The organism is Streptomyces sp. NPDC098101 (assembly GCF_044760185.1).
In the GTDB taxonomy this organism is placed as follows: Bacteria; Actinomycetota; Actinomycetes; order Streptomycetales; family Streptomycetaceae; genus Streptomyces.
This window is the reverse complement of record NZ_JBIWAS010000009.1, coordinates 156,624-182,818: the sequence shown is the minus strand read 5'-3', so window position 1 is coordinate 182,818 and position 26,195 is coordinate 156,624. Positions and strand designations below refer to the sequence as shown.

Below are 26,195 nucleotides of genomic sequence, written 5' to 3'. Positions count from 1 at the left end.
CCCCCGCCAACCTCCTGCGCGTCGAGAAGGGTCACGCCGACCCCGAAGAACTCGCCGCCATCACCGCCGTCCTCCTCGCCCGCGCCACCACCCAGCCCACCACCACCCCCACCCACCAGGCCCGCAACGCGGCCGGCTGGCGCCGCCTGGAGCGCGAACACGGCTTCCGCGCCCCCCACAGCTGGCGCTAGCCGACACGGAGCACCAAAGAGCACGGCGAAGGGCCGGAACCCGGTGGAGACCGGGTTCCGGCCCTTCGCGCTGCCCGTACACGGGAGAACGCACGCCGAAGGCCGCGCCCCCCTTCCGGGGAGCGCGGCCTTCGGGACGAGCGGGGGAGAACGGAACGCCTGGGGACAGCTACCGCAGTCGGGCCATGAGGGCGTGCTCGACGAGCGTGATGAGCGCGCTCTTGGCGTCGGCGCGGTGGCGGGCGTCGGTGGTGATGATAGGGGTGTCGGGGCCGATCTGCAGGGCCTCGCGGACTTCCTCGGGCTGGTAGGGCTGGTTGCCGTCGAAGCCGTTGAGGGCGATGACGAACGGGAGACCCGAGTTCTCGAAGTAGTCGACGGCGGGGAAGCAGTCGGCGAGCCGGCGGGTGTCGACGAGGACGACGGCGCCGATGGCGCCGCGGACGAGGTCGTCCCACATGAACCAGAAGCGGTCCTGTCCGGGGGTGCCGAACAGGTACAGGATCAGGTCCTGGTCGAGCGTGATGCGGCCGAAGTCCATGGCGACGGTCGTCGTCGTCTTGTCGCCGGTGTGGGTGAGGTCGTCGATGCCCGCCGAGGCGGACGTCATGACGGCTTCGGTACGCAGCGGGTTGATCTCCGAGACGGCGCCGACGAACGTGGTCTTGCCCACGCCGAAGCCGCCCGCCACCACGATCTTCGCGCTGGTGGTTGAACGGGCCGCGCCGCCGCTAGAGCTTGCGAAGTCCACTGAGCACCCTTTCGAGCAGTGTCACGTCTGGCTGACCGCCGGCGGCCTCGTCGCCGCCGGGCTGGTGGATGGCGACGAGTCCGGCCTCGGCCAGGTCGGCGACGAGGATTCGGGCGACGCCGAGGGGGATGGAGAGGAGGGCCGAGATCTCGGCGACCGACTTGATCTCGAAGCAGAGCCGGCAGATCCGCTGGTGCTCGGGCAACTGCCCCTGCAGCCGGGACGGATCGGCCGTCGTACTGACCAACGCCTCGATGGCGAGCTGGTAACGCGGCCGGGTCCGGCCGCCGGTCATCGCGTACGGGCGCACCAGCGGGTTGTGCCCGCCCGAGCCGCCCGAGGAGGACGGGCCGCGCGAGGCGGACGGTCCGGCGGGTGCCGCTGGGGCGTGCGGCTGCCGATAGGGCTGCGACGCACCCTGTCCGCTCGGTGCGGAGGGAAAGTTGAACCGGTTCTGCGCGGTGTCGCCCAGCGGTGCCTGGTGCGCGTCATAACCGTTGTAAGGGCTTCCGCCCGGGGGTGTTCCCACGTTTCCTCCTCCGACTGCCTCGCGGTCCATGTCCCTTGGAGCCGCGCCACCGCACCTTACGGGGCGGTGGCGCGAAACGCACTGTCTGTCTGTTGGTTGAGAACTGTTAGTTAAGAAGACTGCCCTGGAGCTCCGCCCGGAGGTCGGGGGTCAGGACGGTGCCCGCGCGGTCCACGAGCAGGGCCATCTCGTAGCCCACGAGACCGATGTCCGCCTCGGGGTGGGCGAGCACGGCCAGCGAGGAGCCGTCCGAGATCGACATGATGAAGAGGAAGCCGCGCTCCATCTCCACCACGGTCTGGTTGACCGCACCGCCCTCGAAGATCCTGGACGCGCCCGCGGTCAGCGAGGTCAGTCCGGAGGCGACGGCCGCCAGCTGGTCGGCGCGGTCCCGGGGGAAGCCCTCGGACATCGCCAGCAGGAGTCCGTCGGCGGAGACCACCACCGTGTGCGACACCCCGGGGGTGTTGTCCACGAAGTTGGTGATCAACCAGTTCAGATTCTGCGCCGCCTGGCTCATGCTCACACTAACGCTCCTGGTTGTAGGTACTGCCCGGGCCGAGGCCCGATCCGTTCGTGTCCGTTCCCGCGTTGCGTCCCTGCTGAACGCCCCGGCGCAGGTTGCTCAACCTGCCCCGTACGTCCTCGGGTGCGCGGGAGACCTGGGGGCCGCCCTGCGGGGTCTGCTCAGCCGTGCCCTCGACCAGGTTGGCCTTCGGGACGCGTCGGGGGAGACCGGACGAGGTGACCCCGCCCGCCTTCGGGTCCTTGAGCTTTCCGGCCCGCTGCCAGCGCTCGTCGTTGGTCGAGCGCCATTCGTCGGAACCGCCGGCTTCGTTCTGCTGCTGTTCCGGCTGCGCGGGCTTGGCCGGCTGCGGCGTCCGCTGCGTCGGCGGGGCGACGCTGCCGCGGCGCGGCAGTCCGGCGTCGGTCAGCGCGTGACCGGCGTCCGGGGCGGGATTCGGAGTCGGACCCGGACGGTCGAAGCCTACGCGGTCGGCGGCCTGTTCGGGAGCGGCCGGGGCAGATTCCGGTTCCGTCCGGTACTCCTGGGCGTAACCACCCTGGTAGGCGTTCTGATCCGGCCACTCCGCCTGGTGGGACTGGGGATCGAACGTCTGGCCGTACTGCTGGTGTTCGGTTCCCGGAGTCTCGTACGAGGCTTCCGCATACCCCTGCTGAGGGTACGCCTCGTAGCCCTGCTGCGGCGCCGCGTAGCCCCCGGTGTGGGAGGCGTCCCCGGCGTAGCCGTCCTGCTGCGGGTAGCCGGTCGCGTACTCCTGGCCGTACTCCTGCTGGGGCTGCTGCCCGTACTCCTGCGCGGGGGCGTACTCGGTCGCGTACTCCTGGCCCTGCGGCTGCCCCTGGCCGTACTCCTGGCCCTGGACGGCCTGCTCCTGCCCGTACTCCTGGGCCTGGGCGTACTCCTGCGGCTGCTCCGCCTCGTCGCGGAAGAGCGGGCGGTCGCCGGTCTGCGCGCGGTCGCCCAGGGCGGCACGCCGCCCCTCGCGCCGCAGCGAGCGGTCGACCGGGTCGAGGCTCTGCTGCTCCCCGTCCGGCTGCTGCTCGTAGCGCGAGTCGTCGAAGCCGAGGTCGGCCGCGGTCAGCATCGGCTGCGCGGGAGCCGCCTCGAAGGCGTTCTGCGGCTGCTGCTGCTGTTCCGGGATGATCTGGGAGACGGTGAAGTCGTCCTGGATCGGCTGCTCGCCGCCGCCGCCGTGCGTGATCGCGTCCGGCAGCATGACGAGCGAGGTCGTCCCGGCCTGCTCGCCCGAGGGGCGGAGCTGGACCCGGATGCCGTGCCGGTCGGCCAGCCGGCCGACCACGAAGAGGCCCATGCGCTGCGAGACGGCGGCGTCCACGGTCGGCGGGTTGGCCAGCTTGTGGTTGATGTCCGCGAAGTCCTCGGCGGTGAGGCCGATGCCCTTGTCGTGGATCTCGACCATCACGCGGCCGTCGGGGAGACGGGTCGCGGTGACGCGGACCTTGGTCTGCGGGGAGGAGAACGTGGTGGCGTTCTCCAGGAGCTCGGCGAGGAGGTGCACGAGGTCGGTCACGGCCTGGCCGTGGATCTCGGCCTCCGGGACGCCCGCCAGCTCGATGCGCTCGTACTGCTCCACCTCGGAGGAGGCGGCGCGCATGACGTCGACCAGGGGGACCGGCTGGTCCCAGCGGCGGCCGGGCTCCTCGCCGGCGAGAACGAGGAGGTTCTCGCCGTTGCGGCGCATACGGGTCGCCAGGTGGTCCAGCTTGAAGAGGTTCTCCAGCTGGTCCGGGTCGGCCTCGTTGTTCTCCAGGTCGGTGATGAGGGTCAGCTGGCCCTCGATCAGCGACTGGTTGCGGCGCGAGAGGTTGGTGAAGATCGCGTTGACGTTGCCCCGGAGCATGGCCTGCTCGGCGGCGAGCCGGACGGCCTCGCGGTGGACCTGGTCGAACGCGCGGGCGACCTCGCCGATCTCGTCCTGGGAGTCGATCGGGATCGGCTGGACGCGGGTGTCGACCCGGCCCGGCTCGGTGCGGGAGAGCTGGTCGACCAGCATCGGCAGGCGCTGCTCGGCGATGCCGAAGGCGGCGGTCCGCAGGGTGCGCATCGAGCGGCTCATCTGCCGGGCCATCATCCCGGCCAGGATGAACGCGGCGAGCAGGGCGATGACGACGATGGCGCCGTTCAGCCAGGCGTCCGACTTGGCGTCGTCGGAGATCTTGACGGCCTCGTTCACGGCCTTGTCGACGAGGGCCTTCTCGACCTCGCTGTAGCCCTCGAACTTGGCGGTGGCGATCGCCATCCAGGTCTCGGGCGTGATGCCCTTGGCCTTGAGCGCCGCGATGCCCTCGGGGCCCTTGGCCGTGCCGATCGCGTTGGCCACGCCGGAGTAGACGGAGCCGTCCTTGCCCTTGGGCAGCTCGACGTCGGCCGCCTGCATCTGTTTGGCGCCCTCGGCGGCCTTGCCGGCCATGACCTTCTTGAGCAGCTCGACGTCCTCGGGCATACCGCCGGAGCTGAACTCGCCGAGGGCGATCTGCTCCAGGTAGTTGTACGAGTTGAACGCCACGGACTGCTGGGCGAAGACGGCCTCGGTGGTGCTGGGCCGGACGAGCAGCTGGGTGCCGATGGACCGCTGGAGGGACTCGGCGCCCTTGGAGAGCTGGATCGCGTAGACGCTGCGGCCGTACGCGGTGACGTTGCCGGTGCCCAGGCCGAGCTCGTTGGAGAACTCGGTCAGGTAGTGCTGGACGCCGGTGTACGCGAGCTGGGTGTTCACCGGGTCGTAGGAGCGGGCGTACGCGCTCTTGCGGAGCGCTTCGAGCTTCGGCTCCTCGTCCCTGAACAGGCGGAGGCGGCGCTCCAGGCCCTGGCCCGAGGGCAGGTTCTTGGCGGCCTCGTCGAACTTCAGGCGGGCGGCGTCGGTCGCGGCGTACGCGCGCTGGACCTCGTCGGCCTTGCGGTCCTCGGGGCTCTTGGCGACGAGCAGCGGGGCGGCGGTGAGGTCGCGCTCGTTGAGCAGCGCGGTGCTGTACTCCGAGGCGGCGCGCACGATGAGCGCCGTCTTCTCGGCGTCCTGGGCCTCCTGCCAGGTGTCGATCGACCCCTTGACCTGGAAGCCGCCCATGACGAGGCCGACGAGCACGGGTATGAGCAGGATCGCGTTCAGCCGGGTGGGCACCCGCCAGTTGCGGGGCGACAGCTTGCTGGAGCTTCCCCCGGTCGCCTCGGCGGGCGGCGGCGGCGTCACGGGAACGTCCGCGGGCGACACCGCCGTGCGCGACGGCGGCGTGAAGTTGCCCCGCGTCTCCTGCTCCGCGGAGCTTTCCTTGCTTCGCCTCACTCGACCAACAACCTCTCGGCGTCGGCACCTACGTTGTGCCGGTGTTTCGTTCAGGGCCGTACTACTCGGGAGTTCATGAATTGCAGCACGTGAAGGGGGTCCCTTCCAAACAGTGGGACGCGGCTACTTTCCGTGGTGCATATGGCGAATAAAACGGGCATAAAGAGCGAGCCCCGCCAAAAAGCGGGGCTCATGTGAGCGCAGTGACACCGATCGGATGCGTCGGGTGTCCGAGGCGCCCCAATTCTCTGTCGAAACGTTATGAACACGGGGGCGGTCGTGTCGAACGACACAGACCGCCCCCGGACCGGCGGCGCGGGGCAACCGCCCGGCCCGGCCTCCTACTTGAGCCGCGCCATCAGGGCGTGCTCGACGAGCGTGATGAGCGCGCTCTTGGCGTCGGCGCGGTGGCGGGCGTCGGTGGTGATGATGGGGGTGTCCGGGCCGATCTGCAGGGCCTCGCGCACCTCCTCGGGCTGGTAGGGCTGGCTGCCGTCGAAGCCGTTGAGGGCGATGACGAACGGCAGGCCCGAGTTCTCGAAGTAGTCGACCGCCGGGAAACAGTCCGCGAGACGCCGGGTGTCCACGAGCACGACGGCGCCGATGGCACCCCGCACCAGGTCGTCCCACATGAACCAGAAGCGGTCCTGCCCGGGGGTGCCGAACAGGTACAGGATCAGGTCCTGGTCGAGCGTGATGCGGCCGAAGTCCATGGCCACGGTCGTCGTCGTCTTGCCACCCGTGTGCGTCAGGTCGTCGATGCCCGCCGAAGCGGACGTCATGACGGCCTCGGTACGCAGCGGGTTGATCTCCGAGACGGCGCCGACGAACGTGGTCTTGCCCACGCCGAAGCCGCCCGCCACCACGATCTTCGCGCTGGTGGTCGACCGGGCCGCACCGCCGCTAGAGCTTGCGAAGTCCACTGAGCACCCTTTCGAGCAGAGTCACGTCCGGCGTGCCGCCGGTCTCTCCGTTGCCCGGCTGGTGGATCGCCACCATGCCGGCCTCCGCCAGGTCGGCGACGAGGATCCTGGCGACGCCGAGCGGCATCGACAGGAGGGCCGACACCTCGGCCACCGACTTGACCTCGCGGCACAGGTGGCAGATCCGCTGGTGCTCGGGGAGCAGCGTGGCGAGGTGCGCCGGGTCGGCCGTGGTGCTGACCAGCGCCTCGATGGCGAGCTGGTAGCGCGGCCGGGTCCGGCCGCCGGTCATCGCGTACGGACGCACCAGCGGCTGGTCGCCCTCGTGCCCGTACTCGTCGACTGAGGAGCCGTACGGATCGTGAGAGGCGGGGGGCGGGGTCATGAATCCTCCGGGCGTGACAGCAAGACTTCTGCCGTCTGATGGGGCCGGTGGGGGGCCGGGTGGGGCGGCCGGACGGTGAACGGTTTCCAGGGCGGTACGGAGGGGCGTACCGCCCTGTCGGTCATTCGGTGCGGGGACGGGGTGTGTCCGGGTGAGGACCCCGCTAGTGGAGCAGGCTGCCCTGGAGCTCCGCGCGGAGGTCCGGGGTGAGCACGCTGCCGGCCCGGTCGACCAGCAGCGTCATCTCGTAGCCCACGAGGCCGATGTCGCACTCGGGGTGGGCGAGCACGGCCAGCGAGGAGCCGTCCGAGACCTGCATGAGGAAGAGGAAGCCGCGCTCCATCTCCACGACGGTCTGCGCGACCGGACCGCCCTCGAAGATCCTGGACGCGCCCGCGGTCAGCGAGGTCAGTCCGGACGCGACCGCCGCCAGCTGGTCGGCGCGGTCGCGGGGGAATCCTTCGGACATGGCCAGCAGGAGTCCGTCGGCGGAGACCACCACCGTGTGGGACACCCCGGGGGTGTTGTCCACGAAGTTGGTGATCAACCAGTTCAGATTCTGCGCCGCCTGGCTCATCGCGTTCAACTAACGCTCCTGCTGATGGTTCGGACCGAGGTGGTGATTACCCGTGGTCGAGTTACCGGCCTGACGGCCCTGCTGAATGCCGCGGCGCAGGTTGGTGAGCCGGCCGCGGACGTCGTCGGGTGCACGCGAGACCTGGGGGCCGGCCGTGTGGGCCTGCTCCTGGGCGGTCCCGGGTACGAGGTTGGCCTTCGGCACGCGCCGGGGGAGGCCGGAGGTGGTGACGCCGCCGGCCGCGGGCTTGCGCACCCGCTCGGCCTGGCGCACCAGCTCGTCGTTGGGCGAGGTCCGCCAGGCGGCCCCGCCGTTCTGGTCGCCCTGGCGGGGGGCCGGGGCGGCCGCGCGCGGTACGACCGGGGTCTGCGCCGTCTGCGCCGGGTCCTGGGCCTGGGCCTGCTGGGCCGCCTGGTCCTGGTGGAACCAGTTGGTCTCCAGGTTGTCGTACAGCGGCGTACGGCCGTCGCCCGCGCCGCTCGCCGGCGGCAGCGCCTCCGGACGGCGCGGCTGCTGGAGCTGCGGCTGCTGCGGCTGCTGACGGCCCGGCTCGGCCGGACGCGGGGCGCCGAAGTCGTTCCCGCCGGTCCGCTGACGCGGTGCCGGGGGCTGCGGAGCCTGCGGCTGCGCCTGCGGTACGAAGGGCTGCCGGCCGAACTGCTGCTGCTGGCCGCCCTGGTAGCCCTGCGGCTGCTGGGGCGCCTGCTGCTGCGGGGCCTGCGGGGCGCCGAAGTCGGGGCGCGGGAACTGGCCGGTGGAGCCGGGACCCTGCGGAGCGCCGAAGTCCGGGCGCGGGAACTGCGCCGTCGACGCCGGGTCCTGCGCGCCGCCCTGGTACCCCTGTGGGACCTGCGGCTGCTGGTGCTGCTGCGGGGCCTGCTGCTGGTGCGCCTGCTGACCGCCGAAGTCGGGGCGCGGGAACTGGCCCGTGGAGCCGGGACCCTGCGGAGCCGCGAACCGGCCCGCCTCCGGGTCCTCGTGGCCGCGCGGGGCGTCCAGCGGGGACATCTCCTGCTGCGGACGGCGCACCGGCTGCTGCGGGGCCTGCTCGTTGCCCCAGCTCGCGGCCTGCGGACGCTGCTGCTGGGGCGGGGTGCCGCCCGGCAGCTCGGCGCGCGGGAAGTCGTACCCGCCCTGCGGCGCCTGCTGCTGCGCGCCGGGACCGGCCTGCGGGGTGCCCTGGTTGCCCTGGCCGCCCTGGTTGCCCCACACGTCCGTGCGGGACGGGATGGCGCTCGCGGCGCCGCCGATGAGGCCGCCGCCGCCCGGGCGCGGGGCCTCGGGGGTCTGGGGCGCCTGCGGCTGCCGGCCGGTCTGCTCCAGCTGCGCGTTCTGCGGCTGCGGGGTGCGGGACTGCGGCGCGCCCTGCGGGCCGCCGGCGAGCGGGGCGCCGTCACGGGCGGGCAGCGCGGCCCGGGGGCCGCCCGCGCCGACCTGGCCGCGCGGGGCGCCGGTGCCGAGGCGTCCGGCCGTCGGGGACGGGGCGCCGCCCTGGCCCGGACGTCCGCCGGGACCGCCGGCCGCGCCGGGGCCGCCGGGCAGCCGGCCGCCCGGGGCGGAGGCGCCCGGAGGCATCGCGCCCTGGCCGCCCGCGCCCGGCTTGGGCATGGGCTTCTTGCCGCCCTGGGCGACGTCGACGGGGAGCATGACGAGCGCGGTGGTGCCGCCCGAGTCGGAGGGGCGCAGCTGGATGCGGATGCCGTGTCGCAGGGACAGGCGGCCGACCACGAACAGACCCATGCGGCGCGAGACCGAGACGTCCACGGTGGGCGGCGAGGCGAGCCGCTCGTTGATCGCCGCGAGGTCCTCGGGGGAGAGGCCGATGCCGGTGTCGTGGATCTCGACGAGCACCCGGCCGTCGGGCAGCGCGTGACCGGTGACCCGGACCTTCGTCTGCGGCGAGGAGAACGAGGTGGCGTTCTCCAGCAGCTCGGCGAGGAGGTGCACGAGGTCGTTGACGACCCGGCCGGCGACCTCGGTCGCCGGGACCGCTGCCAGTTCGATGCGCTCGTACTGCTCCACCTCGGAGGCGGCGGCGCGGAGCACGTCGACCAGCGGGACCGGACGGGTCCAGCGGCGGCCCGGCTCCTCACCGGCGAGGACGAGGAGGTTCTCACCGTTACGCCGCATACGGGTGGCGAGGTGGTCGAGCTTGAAGAGCGAGGAGAGCTGGTCCGGGTCGGCCTCGCGGGACTCCAGTTCGGAGATGAGCGAGAGCTGACGCTGGATGAGGCCCTGGGAGCGGCGCGAGAGGTTGGTGAACATCGCGTTGACGTTGCCCCGGAGGAGGGCCTGCTCGGCGGCGAGGCGGACGGCCTCGCGGTGCACGTCGTCGAAGGCCGCGGCCACCTGGCCGATCTCGTCCCGGGAGTGCACGCCGACGGACTCGACGGAGGTGTCGACGTCCTGCGGGTCGGACTCGGAGAGCTGCTTGACGAGCTCGGGCAGGCGTTCCTGGGCGACCTTGGTCGCGGTGTCCTGGAGGCGGCGCAGCGAGCGGATCATGGACCGCGCCACGACGAAGGCGCCGACGAGCGAGACGCCGAGGACGAGCAGGATCAGCGCACCGTTGATGATGGCCTCGCGCTGCGACTCCTGCCGCAGCTCACGGGCCATGGACTCCATGTCGCCGAGCAGGACGCTCTCGATGCGGTCCATCGCGGCGATCTTGGTGCCGTACTCGTCGGTGAAGTTCAGATGGCCGCGCCGGGGGCCGTTCTGCATCATGTTTTCCGAGCCGAGCACGCGTTCGGCGTACTTGTCGGCCGCGGTGATGGACGGGTTGCCCCGGTTCAGGGTCGACGTCAGGTCGTCGGCGTCGCCACCGGTCGACTTGTAGATCGCCTGGAAGGACTTGAGCTCGACGTTCTCACTGTTGAGCGCGGCCTCGCCGTACAGCCGGTCACCCTGCTCGATCTTGCCGCGGGTCCGGTCGCTCGGGGGCAGCGCCGCCGCGATGATCGCCTGCTGGATGGAGGCGTACTCCTTGGCGGACGAGAACGCGGCGAGCGCGCGGGTCCGCTTGATCATCTCGGGGTTGCTGGTCGCCTGCGCCATGTCCTGGGACAGGCTCAGGAGCGAGCGGATGAGACGGCTGTACGCCTCGACCGTCACCGAGTTGGAGACGTCCTTCTTGTACGCGCTGCCCCGGATGGAGTGGAGCTCGGTGACCTGGGAGGCGATCTGGCTGACGTTCTGGCGGATGCTGCGCAGCGCCTCGTCGCCCTCGGTGGAGGGGATCTCCTCGGTGGCGGCGAGGAAGGCCTTGTACTCCAGGTCCGTCTTCCGGCGCGGGTTGGCGACCTGGTAGTCGCTGACCGGGCGGCCGTTGGCCAGCGGGCCGGCGGAGTGGTCGCGCTCGGCCTGGAGGGCCTTGGCGAGGTCCGTCGCCTCACGCGTCAGCTTGGTGAGCAGCTGCATGTGGTCGAGCTGCTCCATGTCCTTGAGCGACTCGTTGATGCGGATGCCGCCCAGGGCGGTCGCCGCGACCACGGGGAGGGTGAGGAGCGCGACCAGACGCGTGGAGATGCGCCAGTTGCGAAGAGCTATTCGGGAGCCGACCTCGTTCTCGGCCTTGGGCGCGGGAGCGGCGGACGCCTCGGACGGCGTGCCCGCGGAGCCCGCGCGGCGGCCGCCGTCACCGCCCTCGCCGGACGGACCCTGACCCTGGTTCGGGGTGTGCGAGGCCGAGGGACCGCGGTCGGTCCCGGCACGCGGTTCCTGCTCCGCCGGAGCATCCGCTCGGCCCTGACGGGCCTGGGGAGACCCCGAGCCATCCCTCTTGAAACGTCCCTGCACTAGCGTCGCAACCTCTGGACCAGGCGCCCTTCCGGATGAACGGAGAGGACGGTGTCGGTGTCGATCGGGGTGTGTGGAGCACCCCAGGTGGTCGTCGGTGACCGGCGCAGTTCCCCCTTCGTGTCCCGCCACTCGGCCGGCGCTGCGTTGCGCCTCTGCGCGCCGGCTTGAAACCCGCGGCGGTGCGGGAATTCCAGCACAGTGCCGGATCTCCAACAAGGGCCGCGTGTCGCGCCGGGAAGCGTATGACAACCCGTGCCCGGCACGTCACCCCATGTAGAAGATGATCGCGGAGGAAACGGACTTTTCTGTGCCAATGGCCCGGCATCCCCGTGTGTCCCAGTCGACATGATCAGGAGCGGAATAGAGCATTCAGTGGCGGAATGTCCCTTTCCGGGGTGGCCGGTCGCTGTCCGTAATGCCTGGAATCTACCGTCACTGGTGAGCAAACTCACACGCCGATCGATGTCTTAGCCATGCATTCGAAGGGAATCCCATGTTTAGCCTGACGCTTTACGACCCCTACGCGCCCGCACGGGCGCCCGTCCCGGAACAAGGTCTGATCACCGCGATGAACAAGACGACGCTCCGCACCACGGCCAACCCCCGCCGCTCCACCCTCGTCCACCTCCAGGACGCCGCACAGCTCGGCCGGGGCGCCCAGCCGGAGTACGCCGCCGAGCTGCCCGGCCGGACGGCCAACCCGCGCCGCACCGTCCTCATGCAGGCCCCGGCCCCGTACGAGCCCGCCCCGTACGCCACGGTCGCCCGCTAGCACCCGCCCGGCGGGCCCGGGACCCGCTCCCACCGGCCCGTACGGCCCGTATGTCGCCGTTCGGCGGCCCCCCGCCGCGTTAGCCTGGAGCGTCAGACTCCAGCCAGTACCAAGTGAGGGGCGACAGCACTCGTGCGCATCGCCAGATTCTCCATCGACGGCAACGTGGCCTTCGGCGCCGTCGAGGGCGAGGGACCCGTCGAGTCCGGCGGCCTCGTCCTCGACATCATCAAGGGCATCCCGTACACCGACTTCGAACTCAGCGGCACCAAGGTCCCGCTGAGCAAGGTACGGCTCCTGCCGCCCGTGCTCCCCAACAAGGTCGTGGGCATCGGCCGCAACTACGCCGAGCACGCCGCCGAACTCGGCAACGAGGTCCCCGACGCCCCCGTCGCCTTCTTCAAGCCCACCACCTCGGTGATCGGCTCCGGCGACGCCGTCGAGTACCCCTCCTTCTCCAGCGAGCTGCACTACGAGGCCGAACTGGCCGTGGTGATCGGCCGCATGTGCCGCGAGGTCCCCCGCGAGCGCGTCCAGGACGTGATCTTCGGATACACCTGCGCCAACGACGTCACCGCCCGGGACGTCCAGAGGCGCGAGAACCAGTGGGCCCGCGCCAAGGGCTTCGACACCTCCTGCCCGCTCGGCCCCTGGGTGGAGACCGGCCTGAGCGTCGCGCAGGCCGGCGACCTGGCCGTCCAGGCCACGGTCAACGGCGAACAGCGCCAGCTCGGCCGCACGAGCGACATGATCCGCTCCGTCGAGGACCTGGTCGTCCACATCACCGAGGCCATGACGCTGCTCCCCGGCGACGTCATCCTCACCGGCACCCCGGCCGGGGTCGGCCCCCTCAACGTCGGCGACGAGGTCGCCGTCACCATCGAAGGCATCGGCACTCTCACCAATAAGGTGATCAAGCGTGGCTAACGCGAATATCCGCGTCCGTTTCTGTCCCTCGCCGACCGGCAACCCCCACGTGGGTCTGGTCCGCACCGCCCTCTTCAACTGGGCCTTCGCCCGGCACAACCAGGGCACCATGGTCTTCCGCATCGAGGACACCGACGCGGCGCGCGACTCGGAGGAGTCGTACCAGCAGCTGCTCGACTCGCTGCGCTGGCTCGGCCTCGACTGGGACGAGGGCCCGGAGATCGGCGGCCCGCACGCGCCGTACCGCCAGTCGCAGCGGATGGACATCTACAAGGACGTCGCCGACAAGCTGCTCGCCGGAGGCCACGCGTACCCCTGCTACTGCACCACCGAGGAGCTCGACGAGCGCCGCGAGGCCGCCCGCGCCGCCGGCCGCCCCTCCGGCTACGACGGCCACTGCCGCGACCTCACCGACGAGCAGAAGGCGGCGTACGAGGCCGAGGGCCGCACGTCGATCGTCCGCTTCCGGATGCCCGACGAGCCCATCACCTTCACCGACCTGGTCCGCGGCGAGCTCACCTTCACCCCGGAGAACGTGCCGGACTACGGCATCCTCCGGGCCAACGGCGCCCCGCTCTACACCCTGGTCAACCCGGTCGACGACGCCCTCATGGAGATCACCCACGTCCTGCGCGGCGAGGACCTGCTCTCCTCCACCCCGCGCCAGATCGCGCTCTACAAGGCGCTGATCGAGCTGGGCGTCGCCAAGGAGATCCCCGCCTTCGGCCACCTGCCGTACGTGATGGGCGAGGGCAACAAGAAGCTCTCCAAGCGCGACCCGCAGGCCTCCCTCAACCTCTACCGGGAGCGCGGCTTCCTCCCCGAGGGCCTGCTGAACTACCTCTCCCTGCTCGGCTGGTCCTTCTCGGCCGACCAGGACCTCTTCACGATCCCCGAGATGGTGGAGAAGTTCGACATCGCCGACGTCAACGCCAACCCGGCCCGCTTCGACCTCAAGAAGGCCGAGTCGATCAACGCCGACCACATCCGCCGCCTCGACGTGAAGGCGTTCGCCGAGGCCTGCGAGCCCTGGCTGCGCGCCCCGCACGCCCCCTGGGCGCCGGAGGACTTCGACCGGGCCGCCTGGGAGGCCGTCGCGCCGCACGCCCAGACCCGCCTGACCGTCCTCTCGGACATCACGGCCAACGTCGACTTCCTCTTCCTGCCCGAGCCGGTCTTCGACCAGGCCTCGTGGGACAAGGCGATGAAGGGCGAGCCGGCCGCGCTCCTCACCACCGCCCGGGAGAAGCTCGCGGGCGCCGACTGGAGCGACCCCGAGTCCCTCAAGAGCGCCGTCCTGGCCGCCGGCGAGGCCCACGGCCTCAAGCTCGGCAAGGCCCAGGCCCCGGTCCGCGTCGCGGTCACCGGCCGCACGGTCGGCCTGCCGCTCTTCGAGTCCCTGGAGATCCTGGGCGAGGAGAAGACCCTGGCCCGCATCGACGCGGCCCTGGCGAAGCTCGCCGCGTAGGCACCGCTCGTACGACGCGGGAGGGGTACGGCCACCGGCCGTACCCCTCCCGCGCGTCCGGGGCCCGGGCTCAGCCCTCCGCGATGATCCTCCGGGCCGCCGCCACCTTCCGGGCGTGCCGGTCGCGCAGCTCCTCCAGGACCGCCGACTCCGGGCCGATCATCCGCCGCTGGATCTCCGACTCCACGCCGAACCAGGTCTCCAGGAGACCGGTGCTCCGCTTGCAGGCGACGTCCGTTCCGGCGGTCGCCCGTTCCCCGGCCGTGACGGGCCCTTCGAGGTATTTCCCCAGCGGCTCCATCGGGGACGCGTAGGAATATCCGGACTCCGCCATGCAGGCGGACCATTTCCCGAGCGCGGCCCGCACCTTCGGATCGGTCAGGGATTCCTGATGGCTCCGCGTCGCTATCCGGCTCGCCGCCTCGGCCCCCTCGGGATGTTCGTACCCCTTGCGGAAATCCTCCATGGCCTGCCCGAGACAGCCCTTCTCCGGAACGGCCTTTCCTCGGTGTTCGAGCTTTCCCGCCCGGCCCCCGACGCCCTGCCGTCCGTACAGGACGAGAATTTCCGCCGCGCCGAGCCGCTCGTCGGCCGGAGCCGGGGAGGGCGTCGGGACCGGCGGCAGGCGATATCCGAAACGGTCGGCATTGCTTTTCTCCGCCAGACCGTAACGCCGGTCCACGGGCGGAGGCGGGGGAGTGGGCGCCGGCGGCCGGTAGGAGAGCGAATAGCGCGCCATGCACCGTTTCGCCAGCACGTGCTCGGCGGATTGGACAAGAGCGTATTCGGCCTCGGTGTAGCTGTAACGGGCCATCGGCAGCCGGAAGGTGTACGCGCTCTCGGCGGCGGGGGTCGCGGTGGACGCGGCGGGGGCGCTCGCCGTCGGAGCGGGCCGCGCGGACTGTCCGGACCGCTCGGGCGCGGAGCACCCGGCCAGGACGGCGCAGAGGAGGACGAGCGCGGTCGGCGCCGGGCGTCTCATCCCCGTCAGCTGAACTTGAAGCAGTTGACTCCGGACCGGCCGAAACCGAGCGAGGCGTTGTCGTTGTACGTGTTCCGGAGCTGCTTGGCCGTGGCGTGCGGCTCGAAGCTGTCGCACGGGCCGCCGTAGTTGCTGTTGAAGAAGACCGTGGTGATCTGGAAGCTGCCGTTGTAGAACGAGGCGGCGTTGTTCTTCACCGTCTGGCCCTTGCCGCTTCCATTGCCCAGGAACTTGTACGGGGCGAGGTCGGGAATGCTGCCCTGCTGGCCCTTCAGGCCGGTGAAGACGATGTAGGAGCCGCTGGTGTTGCTGTTGAAGTAGAAGGCGCCGCAATTGTCGTAGTAGTTGTTGCAGTAAAGACCCGTCTCGGCCTGGGCGGGCGTGACGCCGAAACCGACGGCGAGTACGGCGGGGATCGCTATGGAGGCGGAGCGGCGCAGCAGGCTCATCTTTTCTCCCCTTGAAGAATGGGTTGCGGGCAGGGCTGAAGGATCCTATCCGGGCCGTTCCGGCCAGCGTCAAGGTCAATCCTCGCCACAGGATGCGGAATTTCAAATTCCGGGTGCAATGGAATGTTTGGTCTCCTTCCGTGCCGTTCGGGTACGGTGAATGCCATGGTTATCCGGGCGGTTCTCTGGGACATCGACGACACGATCTTCGACTACGCGACCGCCGACACGGCCGGGATGCGCGGCCACCTCGCGGCCGAGGGCCTCCTCGAAGGGTTCGGCACGGTGGAGGCGGCCCTCGACCGGTGGCGGGAGCTCACCGTCCTCCACTGGCGCCGCTTCGAGCGCGAGGGCGGCGACTTCCTGGACCAGCGGCGCGACCGGGTCCGCGACTTCCTCGGCCGGCCGGGGCTCACCCCCGACGAGGCCGACGCCTGGTTCGACCGGTACGTCGTCCACTACGAGGCGGCCTGGGCGCTCTTCCCCGACACCGTCCCCGTGCTCGACCTGCTGGCCCGTGACTACCGTCACGCGGTCCTGTCGAACTCCAGCATCCGCAACCAGGAGCGCAAGCTCCGCGTCCTCGGCGTCCGGGACCGCTTCGAGACCGTCCTGTGCGCCGCCGAGCTCGGCGTGGCCAAGCCCGCCCCGGAGGCCTTCCACGCCGCCTGCACCGCCCTCGGCCTGCCCCCGCACCAGGTGGCATACGTGGGGGACCAGCCGGACATCGACGCCCGGGGCGCGGCGGAGGCCGGGCTCCTGGGCGTCTGGCTGGACCGCGCGGGCACCGGCGGCCGGCCCGAGCTGGAGCGGATCACGGAGCTGGGCCAGCTCCCCGGCCTGCTGCGCGGGCATACCCGTTTTGGAGCGCGGTCCACCTTCGGGTAATGTTCTTCCTGCGCCGAGGGGAGCAAGCCGAAAGGCAAGAACCCGGAAAGCGCAAGCCGAGCAGGATCCCCCTGGTGGGGGTGTTGCCCCGGTGGCCTATGGTGTAATTGGCAGCACGACTGATTCTGGTTCAGTTAGTCTTGGTTCGAGTCCAGGTAGGCCAGCTCGCAGAGCTTCATCTGCAATCCGCGGATCTTGATCCGCAAGGCCCCCGTTGTGTAGCGGCCTAGCACGCCGCCCTCTCAAGGCGGTAGCGCCGGTTCGAATCCGGTCGGGGGTACAGATCCATCCTGTAGGTCACTTGGGTAGCTCCCGGTGGATCTACGGTGACATCACCCGGCTCCGGCCGGGTGGGATCGCTAGGGCCCCCGTTGTGTAGCGGCCTAGCACGCCGCCCTCTCAAGGCGGTAGCGCCGGTTCGAATCCGGTCGGGGGTACCAACTGGTCTAAACCACCAGTGGCCTATGGTGTAATTGGCAGCACGACTGATTCTGGTTCAGTTAGTCTTGGTTCGAGTCCAGGTAGGCCAGCGGATCATTCCAGATCTTGCCCCCGTTGTGTAGCGGCCTAGCACGCCGCCCTCTCAAGGCGGTAGCGCCGGTTCGAATCCGGTCGGGGGTACGCACAGGAGAAGCCCTTCCCTTCGGGGGAGGGCTTCTTCGTCGTTCCGTCCCGCGGGAACGGCTCCGGACACAACTCCGGCCCACCGCTGCGGCGTTGAAGCGGTGGGCCGGGACGAACGGAGAAGGAGGGGTGCAGCGTCAGCCGTTGCGGCGGAGCGCCTCGGAGAGGCGGGCGGCGGCGTCGATGATCGCCTGGGCGTGCATCCGGCCCGGGTGGCGCGTCAGGCGCTCGATGGGGCCCGAGACCGACACGGCGGCCACCACGCGGTTCGAGGGGCCGCGCACCGGCGCGGAGACGGACGCCACGCCCGGCTCCCGCTCGCCGATCGACTGGGCCCAGCCGCGGCGCCGTACGCCCGACAGGGCCGTCGCCGTGAAGCGGGCGCCCTGGAGGCCGCGGTGCAGCCGCTCGGGCTCCTCCCAGGCCATCAGGATCTGCGCCGACGAGCCGGCCTTCATCGTCAGCGTCGAGCCGACCGGGACCGTGTCCCGGAGGCCCGAGAGCCGCTCGGCCGCCGCCACGCAGATGCGCATGTCGCCCTGGCGCCGGTAGAGCTGGGCGCTCTCGCCGGTGACGTCGCGCAGGTGCGTGAGCACCGGGCCCGCGGTCGCGAGGAGGCGGTCCTCGCCGGCCGCGGCGGCGAGCTCCGCGAGGCGCGGGCCGAGGATGAAACGGCCCTGCATGTCACGCGCCACCATCCGGTGGTGTTCCAGTGCCACGGCGAGACGATGTGCCGTGGGTCGTGCGAGTCCCGTCGCCGCGACCAGTCCTGCGAGGGTGGCCGGACCGGACTCCAGGGCGCTCAGGACAAGGGCTGCCTTGTCGAGAACGCCTACGCCGCTAGAGTTGTCCATGCAACGATATTCGCGTCTCACTCTGTGAAACGCAAGTTCAATTTTCCCGGGAACTTGTCACTCTGGTGGGGCGGCCGCACAACGGCCCGCGAAACGGGTCTCTAGTTGTGCCGACGCAGACGTCGGCCGGAGGGAAAGCGATGGGTAGGACACTCGCGGAGAAGGTCTGGGACGACCACGTCGTCCGGCGCGCCGAGGGCGAACCCGACCTCCTCTTCATCGATCTGCACCTGCTGCACGAGGTGACCAGCCCGCAGGCCTTCGACGGCCTCCGCCAGAACGGCCGCCAGGTGCGGCGCCTCGACCTCACCATCGCCACCGAGGACCACAACACCCCGACCCTCGACATCGACAAGCCGATCGCCGACCCGGTCTCCCGCGCCCAGCTGGAGACCCTCCGGAAGAACTGTGCCGAGTTCGGCGTCCGGCTGCACCCGCTGGGCGACGTCGAGCAGGGCGTCGTGCACGTCGTGGGCCCCCAGCTGGGTCTGACCCAGCCCGGCACCACCGTCGTCTGCGGCGACTCCCACACCTCCACGCACGGCGCCTTCGGCGCGCTGGCGTTCGGCATCGGCACCAGCCAGGTCGAGCACGTCCTCGCCACCCAGACGCTGCCGCTGGCCCGCCCGAAGACCATGGCGATCACGGTCGACGGCGAACTGCCCGAGGACGTCACCGCCAAGGACCTGATCCTGGCGATCATCACGAAGATCGGCACCGGCGGCGGCCAGGGCTACATCCTGGAGTACCGCGGCTCCGCCATCGAGAAGCTCTCGATGGAGGCCCGGATGACCATCTGCAACATGTCGATCGAGGCCGGCGCCCGCGCGGGCATGATCGCCCCCGACGAGACCACCTTCGCCTATCTGAAGGGCCGCGCCCACGCCCCCGAGGGCGAGGACTGGGACGCCGCCGTCGCGTACTGGAAGACCCTGAGGTCCGACGACGACGCGGTCTTCGACGCCGAGGTCGTCATCGACGCCGCCGCCCTGGCGCCGTTCGTCACCTGGGGCACCAACCCCGGCCAGGGCGCCCCGCTTTCGGCGAACGTCCCCGACCCGGCTTCGTACGAAGACGCTTCGGAGCGCCTCGCCGCCGAAAAGGCCCTGGAGTACATGGGGTTGACCGCCGGGCAGCCGCTGCGCGACATCAAGGTCGACACCGTCTTCGTAGGCTCCTGCACCAACGGCCGCATCGAGGACCTGCGCAACGCCGCCGGTCTGCTCCAGGGTCGCCGGGTCGCCGACGGGGTCCGGATGCTGGTCGTCCCCGGCTCCGTCCGGGTCGCCCTGCAGGCCGTCGAGGAGGGTCTGGACAAGGTCTTCAAGGAGGCCGGCGCCGAATGGCGGCACGCGGGCTGCTCGATGTGCCTGGGCATGAACCCCGACCAACTGGCCCCCGGCGAGCGCTCCGCGTCCACCTCCAACCGCAACTTCGAGGGACGGCAGGGCAAGGGCGGCCGGACCCACCTGGTCTCGCCCCAGGTCGCCGCCGCCACCGCCGTACTGGGCCATCTGGCCTCCCCGGCCGATCTGTCCGACGTCGCCACTCCCGCGGGGGTCTGAGGAACCATGGAAGCTTTCACCACGCACACCGGCCGGGCCGTCCCGCTGCGCCGCAGCAACGTCGACACCGACCAGATCATCCCCGCGCACTGGCTGAAGAAGGTCACCCGCGACGGCTTCGAGGACGGCCTCTTCGAGGCCTGGCGCAAGGACTCCGAGTTCGTCCTCAACCGCCCCGAGCGGCAGGGCGCCACGGTCCTGGTCGCCGGCCCCGACTTCGGCACCGGCTCCTCCCGTGAGCACGCCGTCTGGGCCCTCCAGAACTACGGCTTCCAGACCGTGATCTCCTCCCGCTTCGCCGACATCTTCCGCGGCAACTCGCTGAAGAACGGCCTGCTGACCGTCGTCCTCCCGCAGGAGACGGTGGACGCGATCTGGGAGCTGACCGAGGCCGACCCGACCGCCGAGGTCACCGTCGACCTGGAGCGCCGCAAGGTCCTGGCCGCCGGGATCGACGCCGACTTCGAGCTCGACGAGAACGCCCGCTGGCGCCTCCTGAACGGACTCGACGACATCAGCCTCACCCTTCAGAACGAAGCCGACATCGCCGCCTACGAGGCGGCCAGGCCCTCCTTCAAACCCCGTACAATTACGGTCTGAGCAGCGCTTTTCCACGACTGCGCCCCCCACCCTCCGGTGGGGGGCGCAGTCGCTTGTTGAGCCCCTGTCGGGCGACAACTCGCCCTAGATGGCACAATCGGTGCATGGAACGCGACAGCCAACTCGAGCTCTACGAGGCAGTCGCCGCCCGATTGAAGGAAGCGCACACAAGGGTGCGCTCACTGCAAGTCCCGGAGGGCGTAAGGATGGCGCTGTCCCGGAAGCTGCTGGTCGTGACGGCCGCGGCGAAGCACGATCTCAAGGACGCGGCGACGCGTCTGGACCGGTTGATGAAGGACCTCGACGAGGGCCGATTCCCAGAGGACGACTGACACCAGGAACTCCGCAACGGCTCTTCATCGTTGCGGCACTAGGGTGATTAGCCCGTTTCGTGTTTGATTTGCGGTATATACATGCCTAACGTGCGAAAAAGCTTGAACACTTTCGTTCTGGCAATGTCTCCGAAGGGGAAGACGTGAACAAGGCGCAGCTCGTAGAAGCGATTGCCGACAAGATGGGCGGTCGCCAGCAGGCCGCCGAAGCCGTCGACCACGTGCTCGACGCCATCGTGCGTGCCGTGGTCGGCGGCGACCGGGTCTCCGTCACGGGTTTCGGCTCGTTCGAGAAGGTCGACCGGCCGGCCCGCTACGCCCGCAACCCGCAGACGGGTGAGCGGGTCCGCGTGAAGAAGACCTCCGTCCCCCGCTTCCGCGCCGGTCAGGGCTTCAAGGACCTGGTCAGCGGCTCGAAGAAGCTCCCCAAGGGCGGCGAGGTCTCCGTCAAGAAGGCCCCCAAGGGCAGCCTCACCGGCGGCGCCTCCGCGACGGTCAAGAAGGCCGCCGCCAAGAAGGCCACCACCGCCAAGAAGGCTGCCGCGAAGAAGGCGACCCCGGCGAAGAAGACCACCGCGGCCGTCGCGAAGAAGACGACCCCGGTCAAGAAGACCACCGCGGCGGCCGCCAAGAAGGCGACCCCCGCCAAGAAGACCGCGACCACCGCCGCCGCCAAGAAGACCTCGGCCGCAGCGAAGAAGACCACCACGGCCGCCGCCAAGAAGGCGACCAAGGCCACGGTCAAGAAGACCGCGCCGGCCGCGAAGAAGGCCACGGCGACGAAGGCGCCCGCCAAGAAGACGACGGCGCGCAAGACCACCGCCAAGAAGACCGCTGCCAAGAAGTAGGACGTGCGGGAACGATCCGCCGGGCCGGGCTCCCCTCGGGGAGCCCGGCCCGCGGCGTGTCCGGGGACCCCCGGGACCCTCAGAAGGTCTGGAGCGTCACGAGGGTGATCCGGGGAACGGCCCCCGCACCGCCCGGCTCCGTCTCGATCCGCACCCGCTGCCCCGGCCGCAGCAGCAGCAGCCCGCCCGCCTCGAAAGCCTCCGCCCCGAACTCCACCGGGGTGCCGTCGTCGAGCAGCACGCTGCCGCTGCGGGTCTCGGGGTCGTACGTGTACGCGGTCGCCTGCATGGACCGCAGCCTATCCGGCCGCCGGCAGCCACCGGGCGGCCGTCCGCGGGCCCAGCCCCAGCTCCCGGGCCGCCGCCAGGTCCTCCCCGGTGTCCACGTCCCGGCGTACGGAATCCACCCCCGCGAGCCGGATTTCCACCGCCCCCGACGACAAATGCCGCAGCCTCGACGCACCCCCGAATGCCGGTGCCAATTCCACTCCCGGAGCAGCCGAGAGGAATGTCGTACCGATTTCGGCGGCGTCCGCGAGAAATGCCCTCGGAAATGCCAGGGCCGCGTCCAGGACCCGGGCGAGGTCCGCCGGGCGCAGCGCGGGGAGGTCCGCGTTGAGCGCCGCCACGCGCGCGTGCGGCCGCCGGATCCGCACGGTCCGCGCCCCGTGCGCGAGCGCCGCGTTGAGCCCCGCCGCCGGGAGGTCCGGCACGATCCGCGCGCCCAGCGCCGCCAGGGCCGCACCGGCCGCGGGGTCGTCGGTCACGACCACCGCCTCCCGCACCCGCGCGCAGTCCAGCACCGCCCCCACGGTGTCCTCGGCGAACGCGAGCGCGAGCCGGGGACGCAGCCGCGCGCCCGCCGCCGCGGCCAGCCTGCTCTTCGCCAGGGCAAGGGGCTTCAGGGGTACGACGAGGGACCAGCCGTCGTCCGCATCGGTGTTCATCGCGGACCATTCTGTCCCGCCCGTGCGGCCCGCCCGAGGGGCCGGGGCGTACGGTGTCACTCGACAGACCAGGAGCACGGGGCGACACTGACCCCCTGCCACCCAGTCCCGGAGAAAGGTGTCCGCGTGCCCCGCCGCAGAATCGGCTTCTGGTACCGCCTCGCGGCGGTCATCGCCAAACCCCCCCTGGTGGTTCTGTTCAAGCGGGACTGGCGCGGCACGGAGCACATCCCGGCCGACGGCGGATTCATCACCGCGGTCAACCACAACTCCTACCTGGACCCGCTCTCCTACGCGCACTACCAGTACAACACCGGCCGCGTCCCGCGCTTCCTCGCCAAGGCCGGCCTCTTCAAGGGCTCCTTCGTCGGCACGATGCTGCGCGGCACCGGACAGATCCCCGTCTACCGCGAGACGACCGACGCGCTCGACGCCTTCCGCGCCGCCGTCGAGGCCATCGAGCGCGGCGAGTGCGTCGCCTTCTACCCCGAGGGCACCCTGACCCGCGACCCCGAGATGTGGCCCATGGCCGGCAAGACCGGCGCCGCCCGCGTCGCGCTGCTCACCAAGGCCCCCGTCATCCCGGTGGCCCAGTGGGGCGCGAACCTCGCGATGCCGCCGTACGCGAAGGAGAACAAGTTCCGGCTGTTCCCCCGCAAGACGCTGATCGTGCAGGCCGGTCCGCCGGTCGACCTCTCCCGCTTCCACGGCCTCGACCCCACGCCCGAGGTGCTCCGCGAGGCCACCGAGACCATCATGGCCGCCATCACCGCCCTCCTGGAGGAGGTCCGCGGCGAGAAGGCGCCCGACGAACCGTACGACCACCGCAGGGCCCGCCTGGAACAGCGGCGCAAGGCCGCGGAAGGGGGCACCAAGTGACCAAGGCAGCCGTCTTCGGCAACGGATCCTGGGGCACCGCCTTCGCCATGGTGCTCGCCGACGCGGGCTGCGAGGTGAGCCTCTGGGGCCGCCGCGCGGAGCTCGCGAAGGAGATCAACGCCACCCGCGTCAACCCGGACTACCTGCCGGGGGTCGAACTCCCCGGGGCGGTCACGGCCACCGCCGACCCGGCCGAGGCCGCCGCCGGCGCCGACTTCACCGTCCTCGTCGTCCCCTCCCAGACCCTCCGCGGCAACCTCGCCGCCTGGACGCCGCTCCTCGCCCCCGACACCGTCCTCGTCTCCCTCATGAAGGGCGTCGAACTCGGCACCGCCAAGCGGATGAGCGAGGTCATCACCGAGGTCGCGGACGTCCCCGCCGAGCGCGTCGCCGTCCTCACCGGCCCCAACCTGGCCAAGGAGATCGCCGCCCGGCAGCCCGCCGCCGCCGTCGCCGCCTGCGTCGACGAGACGGTCGCCCGGCGGCTCCAGACCGCCTGCCTGACCCCGTACTTCCGCCCGTACACCAACACCGACGTGGTGGGCTGCGAGCTCGGCGGCGCCGTCAAGAACGTCATCGGCCTCGCCGTCGGCATCGCGAACGGCATGGGCCTCGGCGACAACTCCAAGGCCACGCTGATCACCCGCGGCCTCGCCGAGACCACCCGGCTCGGCCTCGCCATGGGCGCCGACCCGCTCACCTTCTCCGGCCTCGCGGGCCTCGGCGACCTGGTCGCCACCTGCTCCTCGCCGCTCTCCCGGAACAACACCTTCGGCACCAACCTCGGCCGCGGGATGACCCTCCAGGAGACCATCGAGGCCACCAAGCAGACCGCCGAGGGCGTCAAGTCCTGCGAGTCGGTGCTCGATCTCGGCCGCCGCCACGGCGTCGACATGCCCATCACCGAGACCGTCGTCTCCATCGTCCACGAGGGCAAGCCGCCCGTCGTCGCCCTCAAGGAGCTCATGTCGCGCTCGGCGAAGCCCGAACGCCGCTGAGCCGGAGCCGGTCCGGACGCGCGCGCGGCGGGGCGCTCAGGAGTTCGGGAACCGCAAGGTACCCTCATCGCGATATGAGCGAGAACACCCAGAGCCCCCGCAAGCCGCGCGTGGCCGTCGTCTTCGGCGGACGCAGCTCCGAGCACGCCATCTCCGTCGTCACGGCCGGCGCCGTCCTGAGCGCCATCGACCGGGACAAGTACGACGTGCTGCCCATCGGCATCACGACGGACGGGCGCTGGGCGCTCACCGCCGACGCCCCGGAGCGGATGGCCATCGCCGACCGCGCGCTGCCGAACGTCGCCGAGCTGGCCGAGTCCGAGCAGGGCGGCGTCGTCCTCTCCGTCGACCCCGCCAACCGCGAGGTCGTCCTCGCCGAGCCCGGCGCCGTGCCGCGCGCCCTCGGCGAGGTCGACGTGGTCTTCCCCGTCCTCCACGGCCCGTACGGCGAGGACGGCACCCTCCAGGGCCTCCTGGAGCTCTCCGGCGTCCCCTACGTCGGCGCGGGCGTCCTCGCCTCCGCCGTCGGCCAGGACAAGGAGTACATGAAGCGGGTCTTCGTCTCCTTCGGCCTCCCGGTCGGCCCCTACGAGGTCGTCCGGCCGCGCGAGTGGGAGCAGAACCCGGCCGCCGCCCGCAAGAAGATCGTCGAGTTCGCCGCCGACCACGGCTGGCCGCTCTTCGTGAAGCCCGCCCGCGGCGGCTCGTCCGTGGGCATCACCAAGGTCGACGACCTCTCCGGCCTCGACGAGGCCGTCGAGGAGGCCCGCCGCCACGACCCCAAGGTCATCGTCGAGGCCCTGGTCCGGGGCCGCGAGATCGAGTGTGGCGTCCTGGAGTTCGAGGACGGCCCGCGCGCCAGCGTGCCGGCCGAGATCCCGCCCGTCACCGACCACGACTTCTACGACTTCGAGGCGAAGTACATCGACTCGGCCTCCGGCATCGTGCCCGCCCCCATCGGGGACGAGGCCACCGCCGAGATCCAGCGCCTGGCCGTCGCCGCCTACGAGGCCGTCTCCTGCGAGGGCCTGGTCCGCGCCGACTTCTTCCTCACCGAGGACGGCGACTTCGTCATCAACGAGATCAACACCATGCCGGGCTTCACGCCCATCTCCATGTACCCGCGCATGTGGCAGGAGAGCGGCGTGAGCTACCCCGAGCTGGTCGACCGGCTCCTCCAGGCCGCGCTGACCCGCTCCACGGGCCTGCGCTAGCACGACGTCTTCCGGGGCCGGCCGCGAGGACGCGACCGGCCCCGGAAAGACGTGTGCCGGAAGGCCCCTAGGAGCACTCCGGTTCGAGCGCGCACGGGACCGTCTCCGCCACGGGGGCGGCGAGATCGACGAGCGGTCCCGCGTCGTGCTCGTACCGCGCGTCGAGGCTCACCTCGACGTACGCCTCCCGGTACACCGAGGTGAACCGGGGCCCGGAACCCGCCGGCCGTTCGAGCAGCCAGCGCACGCCGTTCGCGGAGACGCCCTGCGCCTTCGCGTCGCTCATCTTTTCGGGCCGGGGGACCCCGCAGCGCAGTACGATCGCACCGTCACCCCACCCGGCGGTCAACTCGGAGCCGGGCTCCGGGTCACTCCGTTCCAGTCCCGCCACGGTGCCGGGCAGCTCCTTCGCCAGCGCCTGGCAGAGGGCGGCCTCCTCCGCCGGAGGGCTGGGGACCGCGACGGACGCCGAGGCGTCCGAAGGGGAACAGCCGGCGGACGCCAGCAGCAGCACGGCGGCCGCGACGGCGGCGGGCAGGCCGAAGGGCCGGTGGGAAGACGTCACCGGCCAAGCGTAGACGGGGGCTACAGATGAACGACCGGGCAGGTGAGGGTGCGCGTGATGCCGTCCACTTGCTGGACCTTGGCGACCACCATGCGGCCCAGCTCGTCGACCGTGTCCGCCTGCGCGCGCACGATCACGTCGTACGGACCGGTCACGTCCTCGGCCTGGATCACTCCCGGGATCTTGGAGATGGTGTCGGCGACGGTCGACGCCTTGCCCACCTCGGTCTGAATGAGGATGTACGCCTGTACCACGGAACCTCCAGGGCGACCACGAGGATCTTGTGGGAGAAAGGGACG

General features: G+C 71.0%; 27 protein-coding genes and 5 tRNA genes. 17 read left to right on the top strand and 15 right to left on the bottom strand.

The genetic code is table 11. The features are described 5' to 3' along the window. The first annotated feature begins 14 nt into the window (after nucleotides 1–14). Nucleotides 15–191 (top strand): acyl-CoA carboxylase subunit epsilon, encoded by a 177-nt coding sequence (locus ACIQVI_RS31155; protein ID WP_403601950.1) that lies wholly within the window; start codon nucleotides 15–17, stop codon nucleotides 189–191. 169 nt (nucleotides 192–360) lie between these two features. Here the strand turns inward: ACIQVI_RS31155 and ACIQVI_RS31150 are convergent, their stop codons facing one another. The 8 genes from ACIQVI_RS31150 to ACIQVI_RS31115 form a co-directional block, all read right to left on the bottom strand. Beyond that, nucleotides 361–942, bottom strand: coding sequence for an ATP/GTP-binding protein (locus tag ACIQVI_RS31150; RefSeq protein ID WP_015036414.1), 582 nt, complete (start codon nucleotides 940–942; stop codon nucleotides 361–363). Beyond that, the gene (locus ACIQVI_RS31145) at nucleotides 923–1,471 is read right to left on the bottom strand and encodes a DUF742 domain-containing protein (protein ID WP_351974365.1); all 549 of its coding nucleotides are present in this window, start codon (nucleotides 1,469–1,471) and stop codon (nucleotides 923–925) included. The genes ACIQVI_RS31150 and ACIQVI_RS31145 overlap by 20 nt, the downstream gene beginning before the upstream one ends. 106 nt (nucleotides 1,472–1,577) lie before the next feature. Next, nucleotides 1,578–1,991 (bottom strand): roadblock/LC7 domain-containing protein, encoded by a 414-nt coding sequence (locus ACIQVI_RS31140; protein WP_026057603.1) that lies wholly within the window; start codon nucleotides 1,989–1,991, stop codon nucleotides 1,578–1,580. Nucleotides 1,992–1,998: 7 nt separating this feature from the next. Then, nucleotides 1,999–5,298, bottom strand: coding sequence for a nitrate- and nitrite sensing domain-containing protein (locus tag ACIQVI_RS31135; protein WP_351974096.1), 3,300 nt, complete (start codon nucleotides 5,296–5,298; stop codon nucleotides 1,999–2,001). Between the two features lie 341 nt (nucleotides 5,299–5,639). After that, nucleotides 5,640–6,221 (bottom strand): ATP/GTP-binding protein, encoded by a 582-nt coding sequence (locus ACIQVI_RS31130; RefSeq protein ID WP_161374012.1) that lies wholly within the window; start codon nucleotides 6,219–6,221, stop codon nucleotides 5,640–5,642. Next, nucleotides 6,202–6,606: a DUF742 domain-containing protein gene (locus ACIQVI_RS31125; protein WP_121834079.1), complete on the bottom strand. Its 405-nt coding sequence runs from the start codon at nucleotides 6,604–6,606 to the stop codon at nucleotides 6,202–6,204. Before ACIQVI_RS31125 ends, ACIQVI_RS31130 begins: the two co-directional genes overlap by 20 nt. Before the next feature lie 163 nt (nucleotides 6,607–6,769). Next, a complete protein-coding gene (locus ACIQVI_RS31120; protein ID WP_053644606.1) occupies nucleotides 6,770–7,183 on the bottom strand; it encodes a roadblock/LC7 domain-containing protein in 414 nt (137 codons plus the stop codon). A gap of 9 nt (nucleotides 7,184–7,192) precedes the next feature. Continuing rightward, entirely contained in the window at nucleotides 7,193–10,981 is a 3,789-nt protein-coding gene (locus ACIQVI_RS31115; RefSeq protein ID WP_403601929.1) for a nitrate- and nitrite sensing domain-containing protein, read from the bottom strand. A 571-nt stretch (nucleotides 10,982–11,552) separates the two neighbouring features. Between ACIQVI_RS31115 and ACIQVI_RS31110 the strand changes: the two genes are divergently transcribed. From ACIQVI_RS31110 to gltX, 3 genes are all read left to right on the top strand, one after another. Next, complete coding sequence (locus tag ACIQVI_RS31110) at nucleotides 11,553–11,756, top strand: hypothetical protein (protein ID WP_161372289.1); 204 nt, start codon at nucleotides 11,553–11,555, stop codon at nucleotides 11,754–11,756. Nucleotides 11,757–11,888: 132 nt separating this feature from the next. Next, nucleotides 11,889–12,683 carry a fumarylacetoacetate hydrolase family protein gene (locus ACIQVI_RS31105; protein WP_351969676.1) on the top strand — a complete coding sequence of 265 codons (795 nt, stop codon included), beginning with the start codon at nucleotides 11,889–11,891 and terminating at the stop codon, nucleotides 12,681–12,683. Continuing rightward, on the top strand, nucleotides 12,676–14,151 hold the full coding sequence (gltX, locus tag ACIQVI_RS31100; RefSeq protein WP_351969677.1) for a glutamate--tRNA ligase: 1,476 nt from the start codon (nucleotides 12,676–12,678) through the stop codon (nucleotides 14,149–14,151). Before ACIQVI_RS31105 ends, gltX begins: the two co-directional genes overlap by 8 nt. Before the next feature lie 70 nt (nucleotides 14,152–14,221). Here gltX and ACIQVI_RS31095 read toward each other — a convergent pair whose 3' ends face one another. Beyond that, the gene (locus tag ACIQVI_RS31095; RefSeq protein ID WP_403601925.1) at nucleotides 14,222–15,133 is read right to left on the bottom strand and encodes a hypothetical protein; all 912 of its coding nucleotides are present in this window, start codon (nucleotides 15,131–15,133) and stop codon (nucleotides 14,222–14,224) included. A 5-nt stretch (nucleotides 15,134–15,138) separates the two neighbouring features. Beyond that, nucleotides 15,139–15,582 carry a peptidase inhibitor family I36 protein gene (locus ACIQVI_RS31090; protein WP_351969679.1) on the bottom strand — a complete coding sequence of 148 codons (444 nt, stop codon included), beginning with the start codon at nucleotides 15,580–15,582 and terminating at the stop codon, nucleotides 15,139–15,141. Between the two features lie 165 nt (nucleotides 15,583–15,747). Here ACIQVI_RS31090 and ACIQVI_RS31085 point away from each other — a divergent pair, with 165 nt between their 5' ends. The 6 genes from ACIQVI_RS31085 to ACIQVI_RS31060 all read left to right on the top strand — a co-directional run bounded on the left by ACIQVI_RS31085 (nucleotide 15,748) and on the right by ACIQVI_RS31060 (nucleotide 17,091). Continuing rightward, the gene (locus ACIQVI_RS31085; RefSeq protein ID WP_351969680.1) at nucleotides 15,748–16,470 is read left to right on the top strand and encodes an HAD family hydrolase; all 723 of its coding nucleotides are present in this window, start codon (nucleotides 15,748–15,750) and stop codon (nucleotides 16,468–16,470) included. Nucleotides 16,471–16,562: 92 nt separating this feature from the next. Beyond that, nucleotides 16,563–16,634, top strand: a tRNA-Gln gene (locus tag ACIQVI_RS31080). A 43-nt stretch (nucleotides 16,635–16,677) separates the two neighbouring features. After that, nucleotides 16,678–16,750 (top strand) — tRNA-Glu (locus tag ACIQVI_RS31075). Nucleotides 16,751–16,834: 84 nt separating this feature from the next. Then, nucleotides 16,835–16,910: transfer RNA gene (locus ACIQVI_RS31070), tRNA-Glu, on the top strand. Nucleotides 16,911–16,928: 18 nt separating this feature from the next. Beyond that, a tRNA-Gln gene (locus ACIQVI_RS31065) sits at nucleotides 16,929–17,000 on the top strand. A gap of 18 nt (nucleotides 17,001–17,018) precedes the next feature. After that, nucleotides 17,019–17,091, top strand: a tRNA-Glu gene (locus ACIQVI_RS31060). Between the two features lie 140 nt (nucleotides 17,092–17,231). On the opposite strand, the gene ndgR is transcribed toward ACIQVI_RS31060, so the two are convergent. After that, nucleotides 17,232–17,948, bottom strand: coding sequence for an IclR family transcriptional regulator NdgR (ndgR, locus tag ACIQVI_RS31055; protein ID WP_053644579.1), 717 nt, complete (start codon nucleotides 17,946–17,948; stop codon nucleotides 17,232–17,234). A gap of 140 nt (nucleotides 17,949–18,088) precedes the next feature. Between ndgR and leuC the strand changes: the two genes are divergently transcribed. The 4 genes from leuC to ACIQVI_RS31035 all read left to right on the top strand — a co-directional run bounded on the left by leuC (nucleotide 18,089) and on the right by ACIQVI_RS31035 (nucleotide 21,293). After that, complete coding sequence (gene leuC / locus ACIQVI_RS31050) at nucleotides 18,089–19,513, top strand: 3-isopropylmalate dehydratase large subunit (RefSeq protein WP_403601920.1); 1,425 nt, start codon at nucleotides 18,089–18,091, stop codon at nucleotides 19,511–19,513. A 6-nt stretch (nucleotides 19,514–19,519) separates the two neighbouring features. Beyond that, nucleotides 19,520–20,113, top strand: coding sequence for a 3-isopropylmalate dehydratase small subunit (leuD, locus tag ACIQVI_RS31045; RefSeq protein ID WP_351969682.1), 594 nt, complete (start codon nucleotides 19,520–19,522; stop codon nucleotides 20,111–20,113). Nucleotides 20,114–20,217: 104 nt separating this feature from the next. Further along, the gene (locus tag ACIQVI_RS31040) at nucleotides 20,218–20,445 is read left to right on the top strand and encodes a hypothetical protein (protein ID WP_015036430.1); all 228 of its coding nucleotides are present in this window, start codon (nucleotides 20,218–20,220) and stop codon (nucleotides 20,443–20,445) included. Between the two features lie 143 nt (nucleotides 20,446–20,588). Then, entirely contained in the window at nucleotides 20,589–21,293 is a 705-nt protein-coding gene (locus ACIQVI_RS31035; protein ID WP_351969683.1) for an HU family DNA-binding protein, read from the top strand. 79 nt (nucleotides 21,294–21,372) lie between these two features. Here the strand turns inward: ACIQVI_RS31035 and ACIQVI_RS31030 are convergent, their stop codons facing one another. Then, nucleotides 21,373–21,582: a hypothetical protein gene (locus ACIQVI_RS31030; RefSeq protein ID WP_403601915.1), complete on the bottom strand. Its 210-nt coding sequence runs from the start codon at nucleotides 21,580–21,582 to the stop codon at nucleotides 21,373–21,375. A 10-nt stretch (nucleotides 21,583–21,592) separates the two neighbouring features. Continuing rightward, nucleotides 21,593–22,240: a 2-phospho-L-lactate guanylyltransferase gene (cofC, locus tag ACIQVI_RS31025; RefSeq protein WP_403601913.1), complete on the bottom strand. Its 648-nt coding sequence runs from the start codon at nucleotides 22,238–22,240 to the stop codon at nucleotides 21,593–21,595. Between the two features lie 126 nt (nucleotides 22,241–22,366). On the opposite strand from cofC, the gene ACIQVI_RS31020 reads away from it, so the two are divergent. The 3 genes from ACIQVI_RS31020 (at nucleotide 22,367) to ACIQVI_RS31010 (ending at nucleotide 25,331) form a co-directional block, all read left to right on the top strand. Further along, the gene (locus ACIQVI_RS31020) at nucleotides 22,367–23,119 is read left to right on the top strand and encodes a lysophospholipid acyltransferase family protein (RefSeq protein WP_351969685.1); all 753 of its coding nucleotides are present in this window, start codon (nucleotides 22,367–22,369) and stop codon (nucleotides 23,117–23,119) included. Continuing rightward, on the top strand, nucleotides 23,116–24,117 hold the full coding sequence (locus tag ACIQVI_RS31015; protein ID WP_403601909.1) for an NAD(P)H-dependent glycerol-3-phosphate dehydrogenase: 1,002 nt from the start codon (nucleotides 23,116–23,118) through the stop codon (nucleotides 24,115–24,117). The genes ACIQVI_RS31020 and ACIQVI_RS31015 overlap by 4 nt, the downstream gene beginning before the upstream one ends. A 74-nt stretch (nucleotides 24,118–24,191) precedes the next feature. After that, complete coding sequence (locus ACIQVI_RS31010) at nucleotides 24,192–25,331, top strand: D-alanine--D-alanine ligase family protein (RefSeq protein ID WP_403601906.1); 1,140 nt, start codon at nucleotides 24,192–24,194, stop codon at nucleotides 25,329–25,331. 67 nt (nucleotides 25,332–25,398) lie between these two features. Here the strand turns inward: ACIQVI_RS31010 and ACIQVI_RS31005 are convergent, their stop codons facing one another. Together ACIQVI_RS31005 and ACIQVI_RS31000 are read right to left on the bottom strand one after the other, a co-directional pair. Further along, the gene (locus ACIQVI_RS31005) at nucleotides 25,399–25,896 is read right to left on the bottom strand and encodes a DUF3515 domain-containing protein (RefSeq protein ID WP_351969688.1); all 498 of its coding nucleotides are present in this window, start codon (nucleotides 25,894–25,896) and stop codon (nucleotides 25,399–25,401) included. 20 nt (nucleotides 25,897–25,916) lie between these two features. After that, nucleotides 25,917–26,150, bottom strand: a complete 234-nt coding sequence (locus tag ACIQVI_RS31000; protein WP_017947604.1) for an Lrp/AsnC family transcriptional regulator — start codon at nucleotides 26,148–26,150, stop codon at nucleotides 25,917–25,919. Nucleotides 26,151–26,195 lie beyond the last annotated feature (45 nt).

What these genes read in the sequence shown, in the direction of transcription:
- ACIQVI_RS31140 (WP_026057603.1), bottom strand. Translation starts at nt 1,991, where the DNA reads ATGAGCCAGGCGGCGCAGAATCTGAACTGGTTGATCACCAACTTCGTG.
- ACIQVI_RS31125 (WP_121834079.1), bottom strand. Translation starts at nt 6,606, where the DNA reads ATGACCCCGCCCCCCGCCTCTCACGATCCGTACGGCTCCTCAGTCGAC.
- ACIQVI_RS31120 (WP_053644606.1), bottom strand. Translation starts at nt 7,183, where the DNA reads ATGAGCCAGGCGGCGCAGAATCTGAACTGGTTGATCACCAACTTCGTG.
- ACIQVI_RS31110 (WP_161372289.1), top strand. Translation starts at nt 11,553, where the DNA reads ATGAACAAGACGACGCTCCGCACCACGGCCAACCCCCGCCGCTCCACC.
- ACIQVI_RS31095 (WP_403601925.1), bottom strand. Translation starts at nt 15,133, where the DNA reads ATGAGACGCCCGGCGCCGACCGCGCTCGTCCTCCTCTGCGCCGTCCTG.
- ACIQVI_RS31090 (WP_351969679.1), bottom strand. Translation starts at nt 15,582, where the DNA reads ATGAGCCTGCTGCGCCGCTCCGCCTCCATAGCGATCCCCGCCGTACTC.
- ACIQVI_RS31085 (WP_351969680.1), top strand. Translation starts at nt 15,748, where the DNA reads ATGGTTATCCGGGCGGTTCTCTGGGACATCGACGACACGATCTTCGAC.
- ndgR (WP_053644579.1), bottom strand. Translation starts at nt 17,948, where the DNA reads ATGGACAACTCTAGCGGCGTAGGCGTTCTCGACAAGGCAGCCCTTGTC.
- leuC (WP_403601920.1), top strand. Translation starts at nt 18,089, where the DNA reads ATGGGTAGGACACTCGCGGAGAAGGTCTGGGACGACCACGTCGTCCGG.
- leuD (WP_351969682.1), top strand. Translation starts at nt 19,520, where the DNA reads ATGGAAGCTTTCACCACGCACACCGGCCGGGCCGTCCCGCTGCGCCGC.
- ACIQVI_RS31040 (WP_015036430.1), top strand. Translation starts at nt 20,218, where the DNA reads ATGGAACGCGACAGCCAACTCGAGCTCTACGAGGCAGTCGCCGCCCGA.
- ACIQVI_RS31030 (WP_403601915.1), bottom strand. Translation starts at nt 21,582, where the DNA reads ATGCAGGCGACCGCGTACACGTACGACCCCGAGACCCGCAGCGGCAGC.
- cofC (WP_403601913.1), bottom strand. Translation starts at nt 22,240, where the DNA reads ATGAACACCGATGCGGACGACGGCTGGTCCCTCGTCGTACCCCTGAAG.
- ACIQVI_RS31010 (WP_403601906.1), top strand. Translation starts at nt 24,192, where the DNA reads ATGAGCGAGAACACCCAGAGCCCCCGCAAGCCGCGCGTGGCCGTCGTC.